The 25,298-nt window shown below is 28.9% G+C and carries 25 protein-coding genes; 12 read left to right on the top strand and 13 right to left on the bottom strand.

All coding sequences use genetic code 11. The annotated features are described in order from the left end of the window. Nucleotides 1–24: 24 nt before the first annotated feature. From rnr to GYM72_RS09275, 12 genes are all read right to left on the bottom strand, one after another. The gene (rnr, locus tag GYM72_RS09330) at nt 25–2,178 is read right to left on the bottom strand and encodes a ribonuclease R (RefSeq protein ID WP_220264207.1); all 2,154 of its coding nucleotides are present in this window, start codon (nt 2,176–2,178) and stop codon (nt 25–27) included. Nucleotides 2,179–2,290: 112 nt separating this feature from the next. Then, entirely contained in the window at nt 2,291–3,004 is a 714-nt protein-coding gene (locus GYM72_RS09325; protein WP_160542906.1) for an LrgB family protein, read from the bottom strand. Next, nucleotides 3,001–3,339, bottom strand: coding sequence for a CidA/LrgA family protein (locus GYM72_RS09320; RefSeq protein ID WP_160557730.1), 339 nt, complete (start codon nt 3,337–3,339; stop codon nt 3,001–3,003). The genes GYM72_RS09325 and GYM72_RS09320 overlap by 4 nt, the downstream gene beginning before the upstream one ends. A gap of 180 nt (nt 3,340–3,519) precedes the next feature. Then, a complete protein-coding gene (locus tag GYM72_RS09315) occupies nt 3,520–4,491 on the bottom strand; it encodes a Gfo/Idh/MocA family protein (protein WP_220264206.1) in 972 nt (323 codons plus the stop codon). Then, on the bottom strand, nt 4,472–5,500 hold the full coding sequence (locus GYM72_RS09310) for a hypothetical protein (protein WP_220264205.1): 1,029 nt from the start codon (nt 5,498–5,500) through the stop codon (nt 4,472–4,474). Before GYM72_RS09310 ends, GYM72_RS09315 begins: the two co-directional genes overlap by 20 nt. Before the next feature lie 14 nt (nt 5,501–5,514). Next, on the bottom strand, nt 5,515–7,182 hold the full coding sequence (locus GYM72_RS09305; protein ID WP_220264204.1) for a hypothetical protein: 1,668 nt from the start codon (nt 7,180–7,182) through the stop codon (nt 5,515–5,517). 568 nt (nt 7,183–7,750) lie between these two features. Next, nucleotides 7,751–9,886 carry a S9 family peptidase gene (locus tag GYM72_RS09300; RefSeq protein ID WP_220264203.1) on the bottom strand — a complete coding sequence of 712 codons (2,136 nt, stop codon included), beginning with the start codon at nt 9,884–9,886 and terminating at the stop codon, nt 7,751–7,753. Nucleotides 9,887–9,972: 86 nt separating this feature from the next. Further along, entirely contained in the window at nt 9,973–10,455 is a 483-nt protein-coding gene (locus GYM72_RS09295) for a thioredoxin family protein (protein ID WP_160567876.1), read from the bottom strand. Nucleotides 10,456–10,459: 4 nt separating this feature from the next. Beyond that, nucleotides 10,460–10,828, bottom strand: coding sequence for a DUF4296 domain-containing protein (locus GYM72_RS09290; protein WP_220264202.1), 369 nt, complete (start codon nt 10,826–10,828; stop codon nt 10,460–10,462). Beyond that, a complete protein-coding gene (locus GYM72_RS09285; RefSeq protein WP_166004943.1) occupies nt 10,825–11,550 on the bottom strand; it encodes a polyprenol monophosphomannose synthase in 726 nt (241 codons plus the stop codon). The genes GYM72_RS09290 and GYM72_RS09285 overlap by 4 nt, the downstream gene beginning before the upstream one ends. Before the next feature lie 73 nt (nt 11,551–11,623). After that, nucleotides 11,624–11,899 carry a barstar family protein gene (locus tag GYM72_RS09280; protein ID WP_220264201.1) on the bottom strand — a complete coding sequence of 92 codons (276 nt, stop codon included), beginning with the start codon at nt 11,897–11,899 and terminating at the stop codon, nt 11,624–11,626. Continuing rightward, entirely contained in the window at nt 11,896–12,342 is a 447-nt protein-coding gene (locus GYM72_RS09275; protein WP_220264200.1) for a ribonuclease domain-containing protein, read from the bottom strand. Before GYM72_RS09275 ends, GYM72_RS09280 begins: the two co-directional genes overlap by 4 nt. Nucleotides 12,343–12,422: 80 nt before the next feature. Between GYM72_RS09275 and GYM72_RS09270 the strand changes: the two genes are divergently transcribed. Both GYM72_RS09270 and GYM72_RS09265 read left to right on the top strand, forming a co-directional pair. Next, nucleotides 12,423–13,208 (top strand): RNA methyltransferase, encoded by a 786-nt coding sequence (locus GYM72_RS09270; protein WP_220264199.1) that lies wholly within the window; start codon nt 12,423–12,425, stop codon nt 13,206–13,208. A gap of 218 nt (nt 13,209–13,426) precedes the next feature. Then, complete coding sequence (locus tag GYM72_RS09265; RefSeq protein WP_055425503.1) at nt 13,427–13,753, top strand: YegP family protein; 327 nt, start codon at nt 13,427–13,429, stop codon at nt 13,751–13,753. Between the two features lie 102 nt (nt 13,754–13,855). Here GYM72_RS09265 and GYM72_RS09260 read toward each other — a convergent pair whose 3' ends face one another. Further along, on the bottom strand, nt 13,856–15,040 hold the full coding sequence (locus GYM72_RS09260; RefSeq protein WP_220264198.1) for a pyridoxal phosphate-dependent aminotransferase: 1,185 nt from the start codon (nt 15,038–15,040) through the stop codon (nt 13,856–13,858). A 180-nt stretch (nt 15,041–15,220) separates the two neighbouring features. On the opposite strand from GYM72_RS09260, the gene rlmD reads away from it, so the two are divergent. From rlmD to GYM72_RS09210, 10 genes are all read left to right on the top strand, one after another. After that, nucleotides 15,221–16,627, top strand: a complete 1,407-nt coding sequence (rlmD, locus tag GYM72_RS09255) for a 23S rRNA (uracil(1939)-C(5))-methyltransferase RlmD (protein ID WP_220264197.1) — start codon at nt 15,221–15,223, stop codon at nt 16,625–16,627. A 2-nt stretch (nt 16,628–16,629) separates the two neighbouring features. After that, nucleotides 16,630–17,112, top strand: a complete 483-nt coding sequence (locus GYM72_RS09250) for a DUF6452 family protein (RefSeq protein ID WP_220264196.1) — start codon at nt 16,630–16,632, stop codon at nt 17,110–17,112. Further along, nucleotides 17,078–17,758, top strand: a complete 681-nt coding sequence (locus tag GYM72_RS09245; protein ID WP_220264195.1) for a DUF6048 family protein — start codon at nt 17,078–17,080, stop codon at nt 17,756–17,758. Before GYM72_RS09250 ends, GYM72_RS09245 begins: the two co-directional genes overlap by 35 nt. A gap of 82 nt (nt 17,759–17,840) precedes the next feature. Next, nucleotides 17,841–19,151 carry a UDP-glucose/GDP-mannose dehydrogenase family protein gene (locus GYM72_RS09240; RefSeq protein WP_220264194.1) on the top strand — a complete coding sequence of 437 codons (1,311 nt, stop codon included), beginning with the start codon at nt 17,841–17,843 and terminating at the stop codon, nt 19,149–19,151. A 15-nt stretch (nt 19,152–19,166) separates the two neighbouring features. Continuing rightward, nucleotides 19,167–20,219 (top strand): dTDP-glucose 4,6-dehydratase, encoded by a 1,053-nt coding sequence (rfbB, locus tag GYM72_RS09235; RefSeq protein ID WP_160566310.1) that lies wholly within the window; start codon nt 19,167–19,169, stop codon nt 20,217–20,219. A gap of 8 nt (nt 20,220–20,227) precedes the next feature. Beyond that, the gene (locus GYM72_RS09230) at nt 20,228–20,752 is read left to right on the top strand and encodes a hypothetical protein (protein ID WP_220264193.1); all 525 of its coding nucleotides are present in this window, start codon (nt 20,228–20,230) and stop codon (nt 20,750–20,752) included. A 4-nt stretch (nt 20,753–20,756) separates the two neighbouring features. Further along, entirely contained in the window at nt 20,757–21,626 is an 870-nt protein-coding gene (gene rfbA, locus GYM72_RS09225; RefSeq protein ID WP_160557712.1) for a glucose-1-phosphate thymidylyltransferase RfbA, read from the top strand. 23 nt (nt 21,627–21,649) lie between these two features. Further along, a complete protein-coding gene (locus GYM72_RS09220) occupies nt 21,650–22,501 on the top strand; it encodes an ABC transporter permease (protein ID WP_255448843.1) in 852 nt (283 codons plus the stop codon). A 340-nt stretch (nt 22,502–22,841) separates the two neighbouring features. Next, nucleotides 22,842–24,107: a polysaccharide ABC transporter ATP-binding protein gene (locus tag GYM72_RS09215; protein WP_220264192.1), complete on the top strand. Its 1,266-nt coding sequence runs from the start codon at nt 22,842–22,844 to the stop codon at nt 24,105–24,107. Nucleotides 24,108–24,188: 81 nt separating this feature from the next. After that, nucleotides 24,189–25,280 carry a glycosyltransferase gene (locus GYM72_RS09210; protein WP_220264191.1) on the top strand — a complete coding sequence of 364 codons (1,092 nt, stop codon included), beginning with the start codon at nt 24,189–24,191 and terminating at the stop codon, nt 25,278–25,280. Nucleotides 25,281–25,298: the final 18 nt, after the last annotated feature.

The following is a 25,298-nucleotide window of genomic DNA, read 5'->3' as shown; positions in this document are numbered from 1 at the left end:
TAATTGGTTAGTAATTTATTTTTATCAATTCTCAATAAGCTCAAAATCTAATTGTTTCTTTTCAAGATTAGCTTTTATAACTTTAATAAATACAGTATCTCCCAACTGATATTGATTGCCGGTTCTTTGTCCTATAATAGAATAGGTCTTTTCATCATAGCGATAATCATCATCCCGTATATCTCTTGTTTTAATCATTCCTTCGGTTCCAAATTCTTTAATTTCTACATAAATACCATATTCGGTTACTCCGGTGATTACTCCCTCAAAAGATTCACCTAAGTGTTTTTCCATAAATTTAACCTGCATATATTTAATACTGTCTCTTTCAGCATCGGCGGCTAATTTTTCCATATTGCTGCAATGTTTTGCCATATTCTCGATGATTTCTTTGTTTGCAGACGGTTTTTTGTCTATAAAATCTTGTAAGAGACGATGGGCAATTACATCTGGATATCGGCGTATGGGAGAGGTAAAATGACTGTAATAATCGAAAGCTAAACCATAGTGACCGACATTTTCGGTTGAATATTTTGCTTTAGACATAGTACGGATGGTTAGCGTTTCAATCATATTTTCTTCGCCTTTCCCTTTTACGTCGGCAAGTAATTTATTAATGGATTGATAGGTTTTATTTTTATTAGTTATATTTATATCATAACCCAAAGTATTCACAAATTGTTTAAGAGAAAGTAATTTTATCGGATCCGGGTCGTCATGAATTCTATAAATAAATGTTCGATCGGTTGGATTTCCTTTTTTATTGGTACTAACATATTCGGAAACTTTTTTATTGGCCAGGAGCATAAATTCTTCAATTAAATGATTGCTGTCTTTTCCAATTTTAAAATAAACTCCTACGGGATTTTTATTTTCATCTAAATTAAATTTTACCTCTATTTTGTCAAAAGAGATTGCTCCTTTGTTCATTCGATCTTCTCTAAGTTGCTTTGCCAAATTATTAAGGGTGTGTATTTCTTCTTCAAAATCGCCCTTTTTTCCCTCGATAATCTCTTGAGCTTCTTCATAAGTGAATCTTCTGTCTGAATGGATAACCGTTCGTCCAAACCACTGTTTTTTTACTTGTGCTTTCTCATCCAATTCAAATACGGCGGAAAAAGTATATTTATCTTCTTTAGGACGTAAGGAACAAACATTATTGCTTAAAACTTCAGGAAGCATTGGAACGACTCTATCGACTAAATACACGGAAGTTCCTCTTAAATAGGCTTCTTTATCTAATAGGGTTCCCGTTTTTACATAATGGGAAACATCTGCGATATGAATTCCGATTTCCCAGTTGCCGTTGTCTAACTTTTCGATAGAGAGTGCATCATCAAAATCCTTAGCATCAACAGGGTCAATGGTAAATGTAGTGACAGTACGCATATCTCTTCTTTTAGATATTTCATCCTCTGATATGCGTATATCAAGTTTTTCCGCTTCTTTTTCAACTTCATAAGGAAATGTATAAGGTAACCCATATTCACTTAAAATAGCATGAATTTCGGTTTCATTTTCTCCCGGATATCCTAATACTTCAACAATAGATCCCGTAGGACTGTCTTCTTTATCTTGCCAATCGAGGAGTTGAACCACTACCAGTTGACCGTTTTTTGCGCCGTTGAATTTATCTTTTGGTATAAAAAAATCAGTGTGAACGGAAGGTTTATTAACTACTGCAAATCCAAAGTTTTTGTTCGGAGAATATTCAAATTTTGCAACAAATTTTGTTTTGTAACGTTCCAGGATTTCAATAACTTCTCCTTCCGGTTTTCTGTTTTTAAATTGATGGACTATAGCTTTTACCATGTCATTTTGTAAAGCTTTTCCTGTTTTTCCTTTCGGTATAAAAATATCTTTTTCAAGACCGTCAACAATTAAATAGGCATTACCATTCTGACTGAAATCAATTTTTCCGGTAACGGATTCTTTTATGGAATTGATTTGATATTTTCCGGTTTTTATTTCTGTCAGTTGTTTTTCAGAAACCAAACTTAAAAGTCCTTGTATTACAAATTCCCTTTGTCTGGGATTTTTGTAATCCAATATTGTGGATATTTGTTTATAATTGTATTGTTTATTCGGGTTTTTTATAAAGATGTTAAGTATATTTCTTTTTAAATTTCGTAGTTTCTCTTTATGTTTAGTAGAAATTATTCTCTTTTTCTTAGTCATAATATATTTTAAAATTTATTTAAATATTCGCCTATTTCATAAAAACTTATCAGATAAATTTATAGTAATAAGTAATTATTTATTGTTACAAAAAGTTAACCACAACGAATATTTATCCAATCGAATTTAATAGTTGGATTAAATACGGAGTTAGTATAGGAGCAAATATAGCAGTTAATACACCATTTAAAGCCATTCCAAGTGCTCCGTAAGCGCCAAATTTTTCGCCATTTTTAACAATTTCCGCCGTACCTATAGCATGAGAAGCAGAACCCACAGCTATTCCGATTGCTTTGTGATCTTTAATTCCTAATTTAGTTAGGAATCCCCATCCGAAAAGGGCACCGACAAATCCGGTAATGAAAACAATCGCAATAGTAAGAGACGGAATACCTCCCAGTCCTTTAGATACCTCCATTGCAATAGGCGTTGTTACAGATTTTGGAGATAAAGAATAAGCTATAATGTCTGAAGCGCCTAGAATTTTTGCTATAACAACCACGGAAATAATTCCCGCAAGACTTCCCGCTATCATAGCGATAAAAACTCGTATATAACTGCCTTTTAAATGTTTTATATACAAATATAGCGGTAGACCCAAAGTTACCACGGATGGTCCCAGCCAAAAAGAAATTAAAGAGGTATTATTGTTATAATCTTCATACGAAGTATGTGTCACTTTTAAATAGACAATCAATAAGATTATAGAGGTTATACCCGGATGAAGTATTTTATATTTAAATTTAGTAAACAACAAATTACATAACCAAAAAACCAGTAAGGTTAACGTTATATGAAAAAGAGGAGTATCTAAAAATTCCTTCATTCTTTTTTCTTTCTAATAAGTAAACTTACAGTTAATAACACGATAAAGGTACTAAGTATAATGGATATTAAAATTGCTAACCATTCCTTAGATATTAGGTCCCATTGGGAAGCTAATCCAACCCCTAAAGGTATAAATAAAATCAGCATATTATTTAAAAAGAAAGTAGCCACTTCTTTTATATCTTCCACTTTTATGATATTCAATTGTAAAGACACAAGTAATAACAGCATGCCTATTATGCTTCCCGGTATCTTAATTTGCAGGATGAAAACTAGTAATTCACCAATAAAATACAACAGTAATATAATTCCTAATTGTGAAATTAATTTCATATAGCAAAATTACTATATTAAATACAAATCAAATATTATTTTTCATAAGATATTTAATGAAAAAAATAATTTATAAGTAAAAATTTAGATTTTGATTTGTATTTTGATAAAATTACAATTAAATATTTTATATATTGGAAATAATTCTTCCATCACTAATTTATAAATAAGCCTATTTGTTTAAGCTAAATAGCTAGACGCTTTATCAATAAAATCAATAGTTTCAATCGAATTTTCAGCATCTAAACGAGATGAGGTTGAATTTTTTAACGAGTGTACTATTTCTTTATATAACAATTTATGAAGCGGTTCCTGATGCAAATCAATACCTTCAAGCAAGCTCTCTTTTACATTATAATGTACTAATTGATCCAAATATTGGCCACCAATTTTTATTGTTCCTTTTTCTGCAATAATAGTTATTGATGATTCAAAGTTTTTTTCGTAGGTAGAGATGGTGTAACACATACTTCCCAGGGTCTTTCTCGATTTAAATTGTAAAATTCCACTATCGGGGAATTCAATTACGTTTTGATGCGTATAATTGGTAGTTAAATTGTTTATTAATTCAATTTTTCCCAACAAATAATGTATTATGTCTATGAAATGGGAAAATTGCGTAAACAGTATTCCTCCATCTAACTGTTTTGTTCCACGCCATGAATCTTTTTTATAATAGCGGTCATTTCTGTTCCAAAAACATTCAATATTTATAAGAAAAATTTCACCTAAATAATGATTGTCAATTAAATTTTTGACGTGGTTTATTATATGTGAAAAACGTAGTTGCAGAGAGGTGAATAATCGAACATTATTATTCTTTGCAATAGTAATTAATTCTTCAATTTGGAATTTATGAAATGTAATGGGCTTTTCCACCAACACATTTTTAGATAATTCCAGGATTTCTTTCGTTTGTTTATAATGGTAACCGTTGGGTGTAGCAATTATATACAAATCAATATCAGGGAAAATACTATGGCATTCTGATATACTTTGAAAAATAGGGATATTTATATTTTCCAAAACAAAATTATCCGTATCTATAAAAGCAACTACATTTAAATTTTCATTATGTGATATATTTTCAAAGTGTATTTTTCCTATATTACCAAGACCAATTATTACAGTATTAAGAATTTCTTTTTTCAAATTTGTTTAAATATTTTACAAATTGAATAAATAATAGAATTGATATAGCAAATAATAATCCATATAAAGAATAAGAAGAGATTCTTCCTTCTGTAATTAATGTTTTATTTATTACTTTTTGTGGCTCAGAAATTAATGTAATTACTTGAGATAACTTCACTCGTTCTAGTTCTAAATCGGCTAATTTTTTTATAAAATCCGTTGATTTATTTAAGAGATCTGTTTCAACATTATTTTTATTTTCCGCACTAAAAGATAATGAAGAAGAGGTAGGAATATTTGAAATATTTCTTTTAGCTATAGATAATAATAGGGTATCAATTAGTTTTAATTCTTTCTTAGATTGTTCAATTTTATAATCTATAGATGTGATTTTAGCATTTCTACATTGTTTGAAATATGGATCATTCTCAATTGGAACTAAAATTTTATCTTTAAGTTCCTTAGATGAAAGCTCAACTGAAGAATTTATATATATTTTTTGATAAGGATAATCTGTATTATTAATATTCTTCCTAAAATTTTCAATTAACTCTTTAGTAAAAATAGTATCAATTATATTGACATTTTCTGAATTATTGCTGAATTTTTTAACTGTACTATAAAAAACAGCTAAATCATTAGTAAACGATTTTATAGGATATACATTAATTTTTTTAATACCTTTAAAAAAAGTAGCTTCATTACTTTTTGCTTGTTCATTATACGAGTTAATTAATTGATATAATGAATTCGTACTATTATAGTTAGGTTCTACAATCATTTCATAATCATAAGAAGCTGGTAAGATTTCTTTATCAAAATATCCTACTATTCCAAAAATAATAACAGTTATAACAATAAATATAATATTTCTTTTTATTAGGATAAAAAAACTTAAAATAGTATTAAAAATATATTTAAATATTTCACCTGTAAAGAATAGTATTTTTTTTATTATATTTTTTATAAAATTTAAAAAATCTAAAACGGTGGTTTCTTGATTTAAATTTTGATTTTGTTTATCCATATATTAAGTGTGAATTAATTTTTATAATTTAAAATTTGCTCAAGTATCTTTTGAGTGATCAAATAAGTAGGTTTTACACCGGTTAAGCCCAATCCTCCTGATGCTAAAGTGCTTCCGGTTTCTAAAGGATTATCTGAGGCATAATAGGCATATCTTAATTTTACATTTTCGCCAATATGTTTTCGTATTTTAGATGCCACTTGAATAGCTTTTTGATAGTGAGCTCCTTCCATTTCTAATCCGATGGCTTTCCAAGATGTTTGCATAAAATAAGTTAAAACATTTTTATTTTGTAAGGAAGTGCCTAATACAGTAATCATAGCTCCTTTATAAGCATTAATATTATATCCTTCAAAATCTTTTAAAGAAAGTTGATTATGAAAAGGATAGTTATCTGCTGTCCCTTCAAAAATATGGGCAGCTGGAATCATAATATCGCCTTTATTTCCAACTAAAATTCCGGCTTTACCTAAGATAGATATTGAGTCAACATTTAGATTTAATTTTTCTTTCGCATTATTTATTGGCCTCAATAATTCGTCCATTATCTCAAAAGCCTGTTCTCCGAAAGCATAATCGTAAACAATTAAAATGTCTTCTTTGTTTACGTTTTTAATATTTTTAAAGGGGGTGTTTTTAAAATTTATTTTAGATAGATCAAAGATTTGAACGTCTATATTAGATCCGCTGGTATCTTTTATATATATCATGCCATTTTTTTGAGCATAATTTCTTACAGAATCAACTAAATCTAAATTTTTGCTTAAATCTTCATACATTTTTAATTCTTCATCTACGTGAAAAGTCTTATTTAAAGAATCAAAGGCATATAACATGTTTTTCACACTATGCATATTGGAGCTTATAATGTGAATTTTTTTATTTATTAGCTTATTTTTAACTAAAGTTTTTTTAACATTTTCCGCCCATTTTTCACCAAATAAATGATGACCCACTCTTTCCTTCAAAATGGAACTGAAGAATATTTCTCTTCTTCGAATTCCTAATTCGTCTTCTTTGCTTACTCTTCCTAAATTGTAAATAATCTTTATAAAACGGTCAGGATCATTTGTTTCTTGAAAGTTTTTATAAGCAGTAATTACTTCATCAAAGCTTCTGCCCAACATGGTGGCTATATGAGCTAAAATTACCTCTCTTTCTTTTCTTTTTAAAGGTTCAGAGCTTAAGGCTGCATTTTCAACAGATATCCAGATTCTTCCTACTTTTCCGTTAAAATCATGGGTTCTTTTTCTAATTTTATCGGCTTCATTGTATAAAAACGTAAGGTGGGTTAGTATATCATAAATTTCAGATCTTCCTAATAATACTTCAATGTTCATTTGGTGCTCATCCACCCGATAACAAGTTCTCCTTCTTTTTTTAGGATAAATCGGAGTAAAAGATGATTTGTCTAACCCTTCATTGGAGGTTAAAAATATAAATGAGCATTCTTCAATCCCTTGGGGGAGTCTATCTAATACATAGTTGAGCCCATTAAGTTCTACTTTATCCGGATCTGCTATTGATCCGTATATTTCTGGATTTAATTTTAAAAGATAGTTTCTGAGCTCAAGACCAGACGTTCCAGTTGGTTTAAAACCGCCTCGGTTAAAAAGATGACGCATGGTAATATATAATCTTTCAATTACATCTGTCGATTCTCTGGCTTTATATATTGTCATCCTTAAAATTTTAGCAAAGATAATATTTTCTTTTATTCAAAATAAAGAATTATACATTTATTAGCCTTGAATTATAAGACAATCAATATATTTTTAATATAAATCCAAATAAAATATTTAAAAAAAAGGTATTATTAGTATAATAGTATTAAAATAAACACTGAATTAGAAAATAAATTTGAATCATATTATTATTTTGTTTAAATAAAAAAAATTATAAAAGAAATATTATATTATTAATATAAAAAAAATTAATATTTTAATTATATAAAATATTATTAATACTATACTTTCTCAAAAATAAAGCCAAAATATTAACTTGAATTTCTTTTTTATGTTTTTATAAAAATTTATATATTATATTATCACGTCATAAAAAAGTCTATATTACTCTGTTAATGTAGATTTTTGTCGATTTTAAATATATTTAATTACTGAATAATAGTATTTTCTTTATTTATAGTAAATAAAGTATATTTTATTAATTACAAAGAATTTTATTCAATACAATTTAAAGAAATACTAAAAACATATATGTATCAACAATATATGTCAATTTAAAAAATTCTTATAAATTTGATTTAATGTAATCAGTCATTTTTTGATATAAATGATATCGAGTATTTCCGCCATAAATTCCATGATCTTTATCAGGGTAAATAGCTGTATCAAATGGTTTTCCATTTTCAATAAGAGCTTTGATCATTGCTGCAGAATTTTGAAAATGTACATTGTCATCTGCCGTTCCATGAATAATTAAAAATTTACCCTGTAAATCTTTTGCAAAGTTTATAGGTGAATTTTCGTCATATCCTGTTGGATTTTCTTGTGGAGTTTGTAAAAATCGTTCGGTATAAATAGTATCATAGAATCTCCAATTGGTTACCGGCGCAACAGCTATTCCCATTTTAAATAATCCATTAGACTTTGTCATACATAGAGAAGTTAAATAACCTCCAAAGCTCCAACCCCATATTCCAATTCTGTTAGAATCGATAAAGGATTGGGCTTGCAACCACTTTGCAGCAGCAATTTGATCTTCAAGTTCAAGTTTACCTAGCTGTTTATATGTTGATTTTTTAAAGTTTTCCCCTCTTCCACCGGTTCCTCTACCATCAACGGAAACAATTATATACCCTTCTTGCGCAAGCATTTGGTGCCACCAATAATTGAATGAATCCCAAGAATTGGTTACCGTTTGAGATCCGGGCCCTCCATATACATACATTAAAACAGGATATTTTTTATCAGGATTGAAATTTATAGGTTTAATCATGTATGATTTCAACTTAATCCCATTTTTAGTAGGAATTTCAATAAATTCTAATTTTTGAATTTCTTTCATATTGGCATAAGATACTAAGGACGAATTATCTTCCAGAGTTTTTAATATAGATCCGTTATTGTTCCTCAATGTAAATACAGGAGGTGTATTTGCTGTACTAAATTGATCGATGAAATAAGAAAAATCAGTACTAAAAGAGGCATTATGGGTTCCTATTTCATCTGTTAAAATTTTCTGTTTACCGGTTTTAATGTTAACGGAGGCAACTATCCTATTGTTAGATCCTTTTTCATTGGATTGAAAGTATATGAGGGAATTTTTATTATCCATTCCATAAATCCGAATTACGTCCCAATTCCCTTTGGTTATAGGTTTTATTAATTGTCCTTTAGCATTATAAAGATATAAGTGATTGTAGCCGCTTTTTTCGGAGTTTAAAACAAAATTTCCATCGGCTAATAAATTAATATAAAGTTTGTCAGTGTCAATCCAAGTAGTGGATGTTTCCGTTACTAATAATTGAGTGTTAAGATTTGCCGGGTTTATTTTTAAAACAGTAATTTTATTTTGAAAACGATTGGAAGTTATTGCGAATAAATCTCCATTGGGTGAGAATTTACTATTTATAATATAATAGTTTTCGTAGTTAGATAAAGAAACCGTATTAATTTCTTTTTTATCTAAATTATATAACTTTAAGGTAACAATAGAATTGTCTTCTCCAGCTTTTGGATATTTATAAATGAAATGATCGGGATACAAAAAGTTTTCATATAATGGAAAATCAACTTCTTTAACATGAGATTCATCAAAATGTATAAAGGCAATATTTTTTCCGTCCGGCGACCATTCAAAATTTCTGACATGAGCAAACTCTTCTTCATAAACCCAATCTGAAATTCCATTTATGATTTTATTCTTTTTTCCATCATGCGTAACTTGTGTTATTTGCAATGAGGGAAATTCTTGATAATAGATATTATTTTCATAAACAAATGCTATTTTAGAACCATCAGGAGAAAAAATAGGTTCTTGTATGGGCTTTTTGTTAAAAACCTCAAAAAATGATTGGGTTTTTATGTTATACAGAGTATAAATTACCGATTTTGAGCGTCGATATATTGGAAACGATTTATTTTCTAAAAGTAAATAATTTTCATCGTTATTAAATAAATAATCGGAATAAGTGCCCGAAATGATCGTATTTATTTTATCAAAGGTTTCATAGGAATATTTTTCAATACCATTTTTAGTTAGAATAGTATATTCTTTACCATTTTTTAAAGATTTTATTCCTGAAATGGTTTTTGGATAAAATTTACCGCTCCATATTTCTTCTAATGTTATTTTTTGAGCATTAATATTTACTACGAATATGCATAAAATTATAGATAACAATATACTTTTATCAAATCTCATAAAGATCATTTTTAAAATTTAGAATAATAAATAATAGCTTTTATTAGCTAACCTACGCTTTTAATAACAAACGAAAATACCTTCAATTAATTATTGAAATTGGGATCAAGGGCTTTAGGAGACCAATCATTTAAAAATTTTTCAACTTTTTTAACATCATATCCTGAATTGTTGTCTTCTAAAAAATCAGACTGCTGCGTATGAATTCTTTCACCTTTTTCATTTAAGATTACAAATACTGGAAAACCAAAACGTTGAGGATATCCTAACTTGGCTAAAATAGACTCATTTTTATTTTCTTTTGAATAATTTAAATGATATACAATATAATTTTCCGTTAAAATATTCTTTATAGCCTCGTTATTTTGAGTTAGAGTATTGAATCGAATACACCAGATACACCAATTCCCACCGATTTGAAGCAAAATAAATTTTTTTTCTTTTTTAGCTTCACTAATACAAGAATCAATTTTTTGTTGAGCATGATCATCAGGATTATATATTTTTTTATCTTGTGAAAATACCATTGAGACAAAAAATATACATAGAACTAAAAATTTGATTTTCATTTTATCAAGGGTTTTCGGGTGATTCTTCTTCTTTTAATTGTTGTTGCTGATCTTTAGATAATTTACTTTTAAGATTATCAATAACTTTATCATATATATGCTGTAAAGCATTTACATCTGTATAGTAATATATGTAACTGTTTTGAAAAATTTCTTTAGTGGTATGATGAGCCTTAAATATAGAAACGTATGTATCAAAAGCAGTTTCTTGATCCAATGGAAGATTGGTAGGAGTTTGTTTATATAAATATATGTCACTTAAAATAGCAATCATATCCTTTTTAGAGAGCAGATGATCAGGTTTTTCAAGCGGATGTTGGCATGAAAAAAACATTAAAGACAGACTAATAAATATATATAAATAAAGCCTCATAATCTTCCTAATAAAGACATAAATTTCATTTTAATTACTCCGAAAACAGCTTCACTGATGATGGCTCCACTCATTTTCGATTTTCCTTTAGTTCGGTCTGTAAATATAATAGGAATTTCAACAATTTTAAATTTTTTGCAATACGCGCGAAATTTCATTTCAATTTGAAAGCCATATCCTACTAATTCCACTTGATCTAGAGGTAATTCCTCCAATACTTTTCTAGTGAAACATACAAAACCGGCAGTAGAATCGTTAATGGGCAATCCGGTAATCAAACGCACATATTTAGAGGCAAAAAAAGAAAGTAGCACCCGATTCATCGGCCAATTAACTACATTAACTCCCTGGCAATAACGAGAACCAACAGCTAAATCTGCTCCATTTTTACAAGCCCGATACAGTTTAATTAAATCATTCGGATTATGTGAAAAATCAGCATCCATTTCAAAAATATAGTCATATCCCTTTTGCAATGCCCATTTAAAACCATGGATATAGGCTCTTCCCAAGCCATTTTTAGTACTTCGAACTTCTAAAAAAAGACGATTGGAATATGTTGGAATTAAGTCGGCAACCTTCTCTCCAGTGCCATCAGGAGAAGAATCATCTACAATCAATATATCGAAATCCTCTTCCAGGCTAAACACACATGAAATAATATCTTCAATGTTTTCAATTTCATTGTATGTAGGAATTATGACTAGTTTTTTATCGGACACAGTATATTGTTTTTAATAAAGTAAATTTATGTTTCTAGCAACACTAGCAACAAAGGTAATCCAAAATTATAAGTTAGTTGGATAAAAAATAAGAAAACACGAGTTCTCTATCAGTTTCTTTTTCAGCTTCTTCAAATAAGGCAATTAATTGTTTAAACTTTTGGAGTTTATCTAAATCTAAGTTTTGAAAAATAATTTTTACAGGCAATTCAATAATACCGGTAAGCGTATCCCAAAGTCCGTCCAAGTTATTAGCCGTATGAGAATCAAGACCAAATTTTTTTTGAAAAACTCGGTAAAATTTAGGTAAAGAAGAAATAGAGACAAAATCAAAAGAAACTGTTTTCATCTTTGTTGAAAAGTCTTATAATGGTCATAAGTTACAAAAATTAGTCCATCATTCGAAAAAATAATACGGTCAGTTCCTCTCATTCCGCATTTATAATTCAAATCGGCTTCCGTCCATTTTCTTCCCTTTTTGAACGGAATTTTATTTTCTCTATTTTTAAATAAATCCCCACCAATTATTTTTCCCGGAAGAATTTGACATAAATTACCTTTTTCAGGTTTCCAACCGGCTTTACGCGCATCTAATCTTTTAATATAATAATTTGGTAAGGAATGGTGTATTTTTATATAATTTATAACAATATCTTCAGAACTTAACTGTTCTATATTAAATTGTTCAAGATTTAATTTTTTAGTTGAAAGGTTATAACTAAGGATTAAGGAAATTATTACTAAAACACTAAAGAAAAGACTATAAAAAAAGGATTGTTTTTTAATTTTCATGCTAATAATTCAAATATAAGTAATAAAATTATCTAAATAATGAATAAGTTTTTTTACTTTTGCCAAATTTCTTTTATATCATGTATATAGAAAGTAATAAAAATCCAAAAATAAAGAATTTAGTAAAATTATTAGAAAAAAGTAAAGAAAGGAAAAGTCAAAGGAAATTCATTGTTGAAGGCAAAAACGAAAATTTTTTTGCCTTAAAAAATGGTTTTGTTCCTATTGAATTTTACGTACAACCACATATTTTTCAAGATTCTATAACACTTCCTTCTTCCGCTATCAAATATGAAGTATCACAATCTGTTTATGATAAGATAGCTTATAGGAAAATATCAGAAGGCATACTAGGGGTTTATGAATATAAGAACTATGAATTAGACCAAATAAAATTGCCGGATCACCCATTAATCCTGATTATTGAATCAATTGAAAAACCGGGTAATCTTGGGGCAATATGCAGGTCAGCAGATGCGTTTGGTGTAGATATGGTTGTAGTATGTGAAGAAAAAGCAGATCTATATAATCCCAATGTAATACGTTCATCAGTAGGAAGTTTTTTTAATATTCCTATTATATCAGCTAAAAACACAAATATATATGATTTTCTTATAAAAAAAAATATACCGATTTATGCTACTTATATGAATGAATCTTCTAAAATTATACAAAATGTTGATTTTACCCAATCAGCTGCAGTTATATTTGGAACCGAGCATTCAGGTATTTCATATTTTTGGAAAGATAAAATGAAAGAAAATATATTAATACCTATGAAAGGACAAATAGATTCATTAAATGTAAGCAATGCAGTTGCAATAGTTTGCTATGAAGTGGAAAGGCAAAGAATTATGTCAAACTAGCACTTATGGAAATAATATTTACAAACTTTATGTGTATTATGTCATAAAAATATATTATTCTTGTTCTTTATTAATTAGAACTTATATCTTTGTATGAAATTATTTAGAAAAGGAGAACATTATTACTCTATTATTTGTTGAAAAAACAAGAATACTGTAATTAGTTGGATAAATAACACTAAAAAGCTTAATAAAGTAAGACTAAAATTTGTACAACTATGTTTGAAATTTTTAAAGACAAATCAGGTGCTTTTCGATTTAGACTGAAAGCGAAAAACGGGCAGATTATCCTGGCAAGTGAAGGATATACCCAAAAAACAAATTGTCAAAAAGGCGTTAGTTCTGTAAAGAGAAATTCTAAAAACGAAGATCGTTTTGAATTGAAACAGTCCACTAACAAAAAGTGGTTTTTTAACTTAAAGGCCGGTAACGGACAAATAGTAGGAACCAGTGAGCTTTATGACAATGAAACTAATGCTAAAAATGGTGTAAAATCAGTAATGAACAATGCCCCGACAGCAGAAACCGTTGATTTATCTAAATAGATAAATTAACTGAAGCCTAATAAATTAGGTTTGAATATTTACTAAAAATAAAAGCTGTGAATTTTCACAGCTTTTATTTTTTATAAATAAGAAATAATTATTTTACGATAAGATATTTTTAATTCTTTTTAAAGCTTCAATAAGATCTTCTTCAGAAGCCGCATATGATAACCTTATGCAATTACTGTCTCCAAAACATACACCACCCACTGTAGCTACATGTGCTTTTTCTAATAATAATAAAGCAAAATCATCGGAATTTGTAATATTATGTCCTTGAATAGTTTTCCCAAAATAAATAGATACATCAGGAAAGAAATAAAATGCTCCGGCCGGTTTATTAACTTTAAATCCCGGGATTTCATGCAGCAAATTGTATACGAGCTCCCGTCTCTTTTTAAAACCGTCAATCATATAATTAATAACCGAAGGATCAGCTTCTATAGCTGTTATAGAGGCTTTTTGAGCAATACAATTTGCCCCTGAGGTCATTTGTCCTTGAATTTTATCACAAGCATCAGTAAGCCATTTTGGGCCTCCTAAATATCCAATTCTCCAACCTGTCATAGCATATGATTTGGAAACTCCGTTAATTGTTACAGTCTGATCAAAAACTTCAGGAAATTGAGCTATACTTTCGTGTTTTCCTTCATAATTTATATATTCATATATTTCATCAGAAATAATAATTACGTTAGGGTGCTTTTCCAATACCTTAGCTAAGGCATATAATTCCTCTTTAGTATAGACAGTTCCCGAAGGATTACATGGAGAACTGAATAAAAACGCTTTGGTTTTTGGAGTTATAGCATTCTCAAGCTGTTCGGAAGTGATTTTAAAATCAGTGTCAATGGTAGTAGTTACCACAATATTTTCCCCTCCGGCAAGTTTAACCATTTCATAATAACTTACCCAATAAGGGGCAGGAACAATTACTTCATCTCCATCATTAATGATCGAAAGCAACACATTAATAATAGACTGTTTTCCTCCGGTGGAAACAACTATTTGATCAGGTTTATATTCTAAATTATTGTCTCTTTTAAATTTATTAGCAATAGCTTTCCTTAATTCAAGATATCCGGGAACGGGGGTGTAGGATTTAACACCATCATTAATCGCTTTGATGGCAGATTCCCTTACAAATTCAGGAATTTCAAAATCAGGCTCTCCCAAAGTTAAACTAATAACATTGATTCCTTGAGCTTTTAATTCTCGAGCTTTGTTAGACATTACAAAGGTTTGAGAATAGCTAAGACGATTAACGCGATCGGATAATAAATTCATTGTGGACTAATTAATTTTGTATTGTTTTTCAAAACTCAAAAATACAGTATTTTTTTAGATTAAAATAGTTTTATAAGATAAAAATATGCAGGGTATTCAGTTCAAAATCAGTAAATATAAACTCTTTTTATAGAATACATTTTTTGTGTATTTTTGTAATCTTATTTTATATTCTGTAGTTTGAGAAGAAAAAAAAATATACAAATCCCCAATTTAGAACTTACTACTGCCGGAGCTAAAGGGGTTGCGATAGGAAAAACTGAAGAAGGAAAAACAGTATTTGTAGGATATGCTGTACCGGGAGATGTAGTTAATGCCCAAGTTATTAAGTCTAAAAAAAATTATTACGAAGCTAAAGTTTTAGATTTTATTAACTATTCTTCTGATCGAGTGGATCCCGAATGTATGCATTTTGGAATATGCGGAGGTTGTAAATGGCAAAATCTTTCTTATGAAAAACAATTAGAATATAAAGAGAAAGAGGTTTACAATAATATAAAAAGAATTGGAAAAATTGATAATTTTCAAGAATTAACCATTGTCCCTTCGACGGATAAGTATTTCTACAGAAATAAAATGGAATTTTCCTTTTCGAATGCTCGATGGTTGACATCTGAGGAAATACAATCCGATATAGATATTGAGGATAAAAATGCGTTGGGTTTTCACATACCTCAACAATGGAATAAAGTGTTAGACATTAAAGAATGTTTTTTACAACAAGAACCTTCAAATAAAATCAGAAATTCAATTAAAGCATTTGCTTTAAAGCATAAGATGGAATTTTATGATTTTAAAGAACAAAGCGGATTTCTTAGAACATTAATGATTCGTTCTAACTCTAAAAATGATCTAATGGTTTTGTTACAGTTTTTTAGAGAGGATGAGCAAAATATTAGCAAAATGTTGAACTATATTCGCGAAGAATTTATTGAAGTAAAAACGATTCTTTATGCAATAAATTCTAAAGGAAATGACAGCTTATATGATTTGGATGTTAAAATATTCCATGGAAATGGTTTTTTAACGGAAGAGATAGAAGGACTAAAATTTAAAATTGGACCCAAATCATTTTTTCAAACTAATTATAAACAAGCCGTTAAATTATACGAAATAGCAAGAGATTTTGCAGATTTAAAAGGCGATGAAGTAGTGTATGATCTTTATACAGGAACAGGGACCATAGCGCAATTTATTTCTCGTAAAACAAAAACGGTGGTCGGTGTAGAAGCGGTACCCGAGGCAATAAAAGCTGCGAAAGAAAATGCTGAATATAATAATATTAAAAATTGTCGTTTTTACTGTGGAGATATGAAAGATATATTCACGGAAGAATTTATTCATGAAAACGGTCATCCGGATATTATCGTTACCGATCCGCCGAGAGAAGGAATGCATAAAAATGTAGTAGACACTATATTACGCATAGCCCCTCAAAAAATAGTTTATGTAAGTTGTAATTCAGCAACACAAGCTAGGGATCTGGAGTTGATGAAAGAAAAATACGAGGTTGTAAAAGTTCAAGCTGTAGATATGTTTCCACAGACTTATCATGTAGAAAGCGTTGCGCTTCTTAAACTAAAATAAAAATGTTTCAAAAAAAAATAAATATACTATTCGTCCTATTCTTTATAGGGTTACTCGTTTTTTCCTGTGTAGATGATGATGTTTGCGACAAAGTTACTACACCGAGATTGACTATACAATTGGATAGTCTAGGTAGTAAATATAAGAAACCCCGATTATATGTTGACAGGAAAATGCCGGATGGTTCTGTACATTCTGAAGGTGTCTTTCTTGGGAAAGACAGTATTCAATTACCTTTAAATTCTTTATCCGATGAAACTGTTTTTTATTTATACGATACACTGCATACTCCGGATTCAAGTAAAAATATTATTACAATAAAATACTTGACTGATCAGCAATTTGTTTCAAAGGCATGTGGATTCAAGGTAACATTTAATGAGGTGACTTATGATGCAACTGCGCTTACAACTATAAAATCCATAACAGGTCAAACTAATCAAATTTATAATGAATCCACTACGAATTTACGTATTGCTTATTAGTGTATTTCTGGGGATATATGCTCATTCCCAAACTAAAAGCAACGATTCTATCCCGGTAAAAAACCCAAAGCATCAACTATTTATAGGAGTGGATTTATTAAATCCGGTTGCTGGTTTTTTTGCAGATAAAAAAAATTATAGTAGTTTTATTGCTTATAAAATTAAAAATAGGTGGTTGGCTGTTGCCGAAGTAGGATATGAAAAAAATATTTATAATAAAAATAACTGGAATATAGATGCAAAAGGAGTTTTTGGAGAAATAGGAATAAATTATATTTTAACTAACAACTATGAAAAATCAGGCGAAGGGTTTTATATAGGAGGAAGATTTGGCTATTCCCCCTTCAAGCAAAATGTAAAAAAATATCCTCTTAAGGGAATGAATCCCGAAGGACAAATACAAATAATTGGAGAAGGTTCTTTACCAGAAGCAAATGTAAGTTCCGGCTGGATAGAAGCAGTAGCTGGAGCTAAAGTTCAAATTGGAAACTCACCTTTTTATATTGATTTCATGGTTCGTCCGAAATTTCTATTGTTTTCCAGCAAACAGAAAAATGTTGATAATTTAGTTATTCCCGGGTATGGGAAAGATAAAGGATCGGCAAATATATCTCTTTTCTGGGGAATATCCTATAAATTATTTTAATCCTATTGAAAACCTATAGTATTACTAATAGATAAAATAATTAATAAAATATAAATTATATTTTTGTAAAATATTTAAATATATGAATATTACAATTGTTGGTACAGGATATGTAGGACTGGTTTCAGGAACATGCCTTGCAGATTTGGGACATAGTGTACATTGTGTTGATATAAATGAAGAAAAAGTTACCTTGATGAAAAATGGGCAAGTACCTATTTATGAGCCACAATTAGAAGAAGTATTTCTGAGAAATATAAAAGGAGGCCGTTTGTTTTTCACCACAGATTTGAGTGAAGCAATGCGAGTTTCAAATGTAATATTTTTAGCCTTGCCAACTCCACCGGGAGAAGATGGCTCAGCGGATCTATCTTACGTACTGGAAGTTGCCGGTCAAATAGGATATCTAATGACTGAATATACCTTAATTGTAAATAAAAGTACGGTTCCGGTAGGTACAGCAGAAAAAGTCAAAAACCTGATAAAATCAAAAACTCAAGTACCTTTCGATGTGGTTTCAAATCCGGAATTTTTACGAGAAGGATACGCTGTGGAAGATTTTATGAATCCTGAAAGAGTAATTGTGGGAGCCGGTTCACAGAAAGCATTTGAAATAATGGATAAAATTTATTTGTCCTTAACTAATGCCGGTGCTAAAATGATAAAGATGGATGAAAAATCTTCTGAGTTAACAAAATATGCTTCAAACTCTTTTTTAGCCACTAAAATCACCTTTATGAATGAAGTAGCTAATTACTGCGAAAAAGTAGGAGCAGATGTTGATAAAGTAAGATTAGGTATGGGGTCGGATGAAAGGATCGGAAATCGATTTTTATTTCCGGGTGTAGGATATGGAGGGAGTTGTTTTCCCAAGGATGTAAAAGCTTTAATTAAAAGCGGAAAAGAAGTTGGATATACTTTCGAAATTTTAGAATCTGTAGAAGAGGTAAATCAAAGACAAAAAACCATATTAGTACCCGAAGTCGAAAAATATTTAGGAGATTTAAAAAATAAACAAATAGCAATTTGGGGGTTAGCTTTCAAAGAAAATACGGATGATATTCGGGAAGCTTCCTCACTTGAAATAATCGATATGCTTCTGGAAAAAGGAGCAAAAGTTAAAGCATACGATTCGATTGCCGTCAATAATGTAAAAAAAATATTAGGCAATAAAATAGAGTATGCCAACAATATGTATGATTGTGTTGAAGGTGCAGATGCATTAATTATTGTAACAGAGTGGGGTGAATTTAGAAATCCTCATTTTGATATTTTGGAAAAAAAGATGAATAATAAAGCTATTTTTGATGGAAGAAACCTTTATAATCTAGATGAATTACAAATTCATGGCTTTTACTACAAAAGTATTGGAAGAAAATTAATAAATGGATAGATAATTTTTAAATAAATGAAAAAATTAATAATTACAGGAGGTGCCGGATTTATTGGATCTCATGTAGTCAGAAGATTTGTAACTCAGTATCCGGAATATAAAATTTTAAATTTAGATGCATTAACTTATGCCGGTAATTTAGAAAATTTAAAAGATATAGAAAATAAGCCTAATTATCAATTTTTAAAAGCTGATATAACTAACGAAGAACAAATAAAAGAAATATTTGCAGAATTCCAACCAGATGGAGTAATACATTTAGCCGCTGAATCTCATGTAGACAGATCTATAACTACACCTTTAGAATTTGTAAAGTCAAATGTTATTGGAACAGTAATCCTTTTAGATGCGGCAAAAAGAATTTGGAATAATAATTTTGAAGGTAAAAGATTTCATCATGTATCTACTGATGAGGTTTACGGTTCATTGAATGAAGCGGGTTTTTTTACAGAAGAAACTAAATATAATCCTCATTCACCATATTCAGCATCAAAAGCATCTTCAGATCATTTTGTAAGAGCATATGCAGATACGTATAATTTACCTGTAATTATAACAAATTGTTCAAATAATTATGGGCCTAATCATTTTCCTGAAAAGTTTATTCCATTATTAATCAATAATATCATTAATAAAAAACCTTTGCCGGTTTATGGCGATGGCAATTATACGAGAGATTGGCTATATGTAGTCGATCATGCCACAGCTATCGATCTGGTTTTTCATAAGGGAAAAAACAAAGAAAATTATAATATAGGAGGATTTAATGAATGGAAAAACATTGATTTAGTTCACTTATTATGTAAATTAATGGATAAGAAACTAGGAAGAAAAGAAGGAGAAAGTGCTAAATTAATATCTTTTGTTAAAGATCGTCCAGGGCATGATCTACGTTATGCTATTGATGCCACTAAAATAAACAAAGAACTAGGATGGAAGCCTTCCGTTAATTTCGAAGAAGGACTAATTAAAACTATAGATTGGTATATGGAAAATCAAGATTGGTTAAATCATGTCACAAGCGGGTTATACAGAAAATATTATGAAGAACAATATGATTTAAATTAAAATCTGTTATGACTAAAATAAGTGTATTTATCTTTTCGTTGATAATTTTAGTATGTTCATGTACGCAAAGTAAGGAAAGTAATAAACAAACAACGAATACCTATCAAAAAGAAGGAATATCAATTAATTTACCTTTATATTGGAAAGTGAAAAACGACTATTTCAAAGAGGGTAACAGGTATGTAGAAATAGACAAGTACACCAATTACAAAGTAGAAAGTACCATTGCAATTAGCATTTTTAATAAAAAATTATCTGCCGACTCATTACTAAGTGATCAGATCAATCAACTTAAATATTTTTATCAAAAAGTAGGCTTTAAAGTTATAAGCAAAAATAAATCAACCCATATTGGTAAATTTGATTGGATAACTGCCAATTATGAAGCCGATGATACTAAAAACAAGGTCTACGGAGAAATAGGGGTTACACACTATGAAGATAAAACAATTATTTTACAGATAGTTGAAGATAAAAATAAAAACGATAGGTCGGATTTTAATGTTATGTTTAATACATTTATAATAAAATAATTATATGAAAGGAATTATATTAGCAGGAGGATCTGGAACCAGGTTATATCCGCTAACTATAGCTGTAAGTAAGCAACTTATGCCCGTTTATGATAAGCCCATGATCTATTACCCATTATCTGTTTTAATGGATGCAGAAATTAAAGATATTTTAATTATTACCACTCCTAACGATCAAGAAATATTTAAAAAATTATTAGGAGATGGATCAGATTTTGGATGTAAGTTAACTTACGAAATACAACATAAACCTAATGGTTTAGCCCAAGCCTTTGTGATAGGTGAAAAATTTATTGGTGATGATTCGGTGGCATTGATATTAGGGGATAATATTTTTTATGGAGCAGGTTTAAGTCAGTTATTGAGATCTAAAACTAATCCAAAAGGAGCCATTGTTTTTGCCTATCATGTTAATGATCCGGAAAGATATGGAGTTGTTGAATTTAATGAAGATATGAAAGCTATTTCCATAGAAGAAAAGCCATTGAATCCAAAATCTAATTATGCAGTTCCGGGATTATATTTTTATGATAATAAAGTAGTAGAAATAGCTAAAAAATTAAAGCCATCAGCCAGAGGAGAGTATGAGATAACAGATGTGAATAAGATGTATTTAGAAAATGGAGAGTTAGAAGTGGGCGTAATGGATAGAGGTACCGCCTGGTTGGATACGGGAACTTTTGATTCTTTGCATGATGCCACTGAATATATTCGAGTGATAGAAAAAAGACAAGGTATTAAAATCGGATGTATAGAGGAAACCGCTTACAAAAGGGGGTTTATTTCAAGAGAAAAATTATATGAAATTGCAAACAAATATGGAAAAAGTGGATACGGAGAGTATCTTAAAAACATAACTTATTATAAACGTTAGTATTTTTTAGTTAAATGGAAAAAATGCAAAAATGGACAGAAGAAATAAGCGCAAATCATTCCCTGTTTGATTTTAAATTAGGAGAGGTTTGGAAATACAGGGATTTATTAGCTCTTATGATAAGAAGAAACTTTGTTGCAAATTATAAACAAACAGTTTTAGGTCCGCTTTGGTTTTTTATAAATCCAATTTTTACTTCTTTAATGTTTAATGTAGTTTTTGGTAACATTGCAGGAATATCAACTGATGGAATACCAGGAATATTATTTTATTTATCTGGATTAACATTATGGAATTATTTTCAAGACTGTTTAACAGGAACATCTTATGTTTTTAGAGATAATGCGAGTATTTTTGGAAAAGTTTATTTCCCTAGATTAGTTATGCCTTTATCTATTATTATAGGAAATTTGCTTAGATTTGGAATTCAATTTTTATTGTTCATAATTTTTTTAATTTATTTTTTAATAAAGGGTGTTCAGATAAATATCAATGGTTATGCTTTATTACTTCCATTTCTATTAATATTAATGGCTGGTTTAAGTTTAGGCTTTGGTCTAATTATTTGCTCTATGACTACAAAATATAGAGATTTATCTTATTTATTATCTTTTGGTGTTTCATTACTTATGTATGCAACTCCAATTATCTATCCCATATCTATAATATATAAAAAGCTTCCTGAAAAATTTCACTTTTTAGCAATGATTAATCCTATTTCACCTATCATTGAAGCTTTTAAGCATGGTTTTTTAGGAGAAGGAATCTTGAGTTGGGGTGGTTTATTATATAGTACCATATTTACATTTTTTAGCATATTTATTGGAATAATAATATTTAATAAGGTGGAAAGGAGTTTTATGGATACTGTTTAGTATTAATATCTCTAAAATAAATCTATTTATTATTATTTAGAATAACTTCTGTGAATAACAATAAAAGACTCTAGTTTGAAAACATGTTTTTATTAAAATATTTATCTAAGAAACGATGTGAATAATCCTTTCATTTACCTATAGTTTACATAATACTATAAATGTCTACTATATTAAAACTGTTAATTTTATATATAAATTAAATACAAAGAAAAATGTATATAAAAATTGGGTCTATGTACATTAATAAAATTGTATAATATGATTAGTACAAAAAAAGACTAAAATAATTGTAATAGGATATTATTAAGTAATTAAAAAAATATTTGTCAACATAAATATGGATTTAGCGATCAAAATTGAAAATATATCAAAACTATATAGATTGGGTCAAGTGGGTACTGGATCTTTACAACAAGATATCAAAAAATGGTGGTGGAAAACAATGGGAAAAGGAGATCCTTTTTTTAAAGTAGGTGAAGTTAATGATAGAACATCTAAAGGGAAGTCAGATTATGTATGGGCTTTAAAAGATATAAATTTTGATGTAAAACAGGGCGAAGTATTAGGAATAATAGGAAGAAATGGAGCAGGAAAATCGACCCTATTAAAAATATTATCTAAAACGACATCACCAACTTCAGGTATAATTAAAGTAAATGGTAGAATTGCATCCTTACTTGAAGTGGGAACAGGATTTCATCCTGAATTAACCGGTAAAGAAAATATTTTTTTGAATGGAGCGATATTAGGTATGACTAAGAAAGAAATACGCTCAAAATTTGATGAAATAGTAAATTTTTCAGGAGTTGAAAGATATATCGATACACCAGTTAAAAGATATTCTTCTGGAATGTATGTGCGTTTAGCATTCGCTGTAGCAGCACACTTGGAGCCTGATATTTTGATAGTGGATGAGGTATTAGCAGTAGGAGATGCAGAATTTCAAAAAAAATGTTTAGGTAAAATGAAAGATGTAAGTGTAAACGACGGTCGAACAGTATTGTTTGTAAGCCATAATATTGCAGCAATTAAAACTCTTTGCACTCAAGGTGTTGTTTTACAAAACGGTACTGTTTCATATTCTGGAAATACCTTAGATGCAGTTGAATATTATCAGAAATTAACAAATATTATATCAAGTATAGATCATAAGGGAGATATAGAATCTGCACCAGGAAATCAAAATATTAAAATACTAAAATTTAACACTCAACCAATTAAAGGTAATTATTTAACAATCTCTTCTGGTATAGAATTTGAATTAACATTTTATAACTATAAAGCAGAAATTAATTTAGATGTAATATTTGAATTAAAAAATTCAGATGAAATAACAATATTTCATACAGGAGAATTAATAACAACAAATAAAAATTCTAGAAGAGGTATCTATAAAGTTAAAGGACAAATCGAAGAAAACTTACTTAATGCTGGAACATATACATTTAATTTAATTTTTTCTGAAAACCAAAGATATAAGCTTTATAGTCAAAATGAAGTAATACAATTTGAAATTTTAAATGAAACTATAGGATCAAATAGTAATACATTACCGGGTATTATAAGGCCGAATTTAAAATTTTCAAATAAATTTTTTGATTAGTATAATTTAAATTAACACTATTAAAACTATTAAAATAGATAATGAATAAACTTGTTTTTTATAAATAAGTTTAACAAACATATGTATAAAAATTCAACAACTAATCTAACTACTCATATGTCATTTTTGCCTTTAGTAACCATTATCGTGCCTACTTATAATGTTGCAGATTACATTGAAAATGCAATTGATAGCTTATTATATCAAACCTATACTAATTTAGAAATAATTATTGTTGATGATTTCTCTACAGACGATACTCTAAAAATTATAAAAAACAAGTATTCGAAAAATAATAAGATAAAAATATTTGAAAATAAAAAGAATTTAGGTTCATCTTTTACTCGTAATATAGGCATACAACAAGCTAAAGGAAAATATATTGCTTTGTTAGATGCCGATGATTATTATGTCAAAGATAAAATTAAAAAACAGGTTCAATTAATGGAAGCAAATCCAGATATAGGTGTTTGTTCTTCTTTTTTACAATGTTTTGGTTTGCAAAATAATATAATTGAATTTAGTGTTAATCATTCAGATATTAAAGATAATCAATTATTGGGCTGCCCTGTAGCTCAACCCGCAACTATGTTTAGAACTTCAATTCTAAGAAAATATGATTTATATTACAATGAAAATTTTAGGTTAGCACAAGATTATGAATTATTTGTAAGAATGTTGGAATTGAATATACAATTCATTTCCATTCCTGAACCCTTAGTATATTATAGAATTTCTGGAAATCAAGCTTCTTTTGTTATGGATAAGGGAAAAATGATACGCAACAAGGAGCAATGGGAAGTTTCAAAAAAAATCCATTATAAAGTATTAAATAAGTTAATAAATGAAAAGTCTGAATTATACAATATAAAATGGGTTGATGCTTTATTGGCTCATCAAGTCTTACGTGAGTTTGCAGATTTAAAGCCATTTATAAATTGGGCAAAAAGACTTATAGAATATAATGAAAAAAAAGGGAGTCCATTTAGTTCGAAATTTTTAGAGAAAACTTATAAAAAAAGTGTGGCCGGTTATTTTCTAGCTCAAAAAGAGTTATCTTGGAAAATTCTTTATCAGTATCTGACGGTTTATCCTGATATTGAAAGCACTAAAATGAATTTTTTATATCAACTTAAATATATAACAAAGTGCTTATTTTTTTTAAAACACTAAATTATAATTTGGTTTACT

Origin of the sequence: Apibacter sp. ESL0404 (assembly GCF_019469245.1) — a bacterium.
In the GTDB taxonomy this organism is placed as follows: Bacteria; Bacteroidota; Bacteroidia; order Flavobacteriales; family Weeksellaceae; genus Apibacter.
The sequence above is the reverse complement of the archived record's forward strand: the minus strand, read 5'-3'. Positions and strand labels throughout refer to the sequence as shown.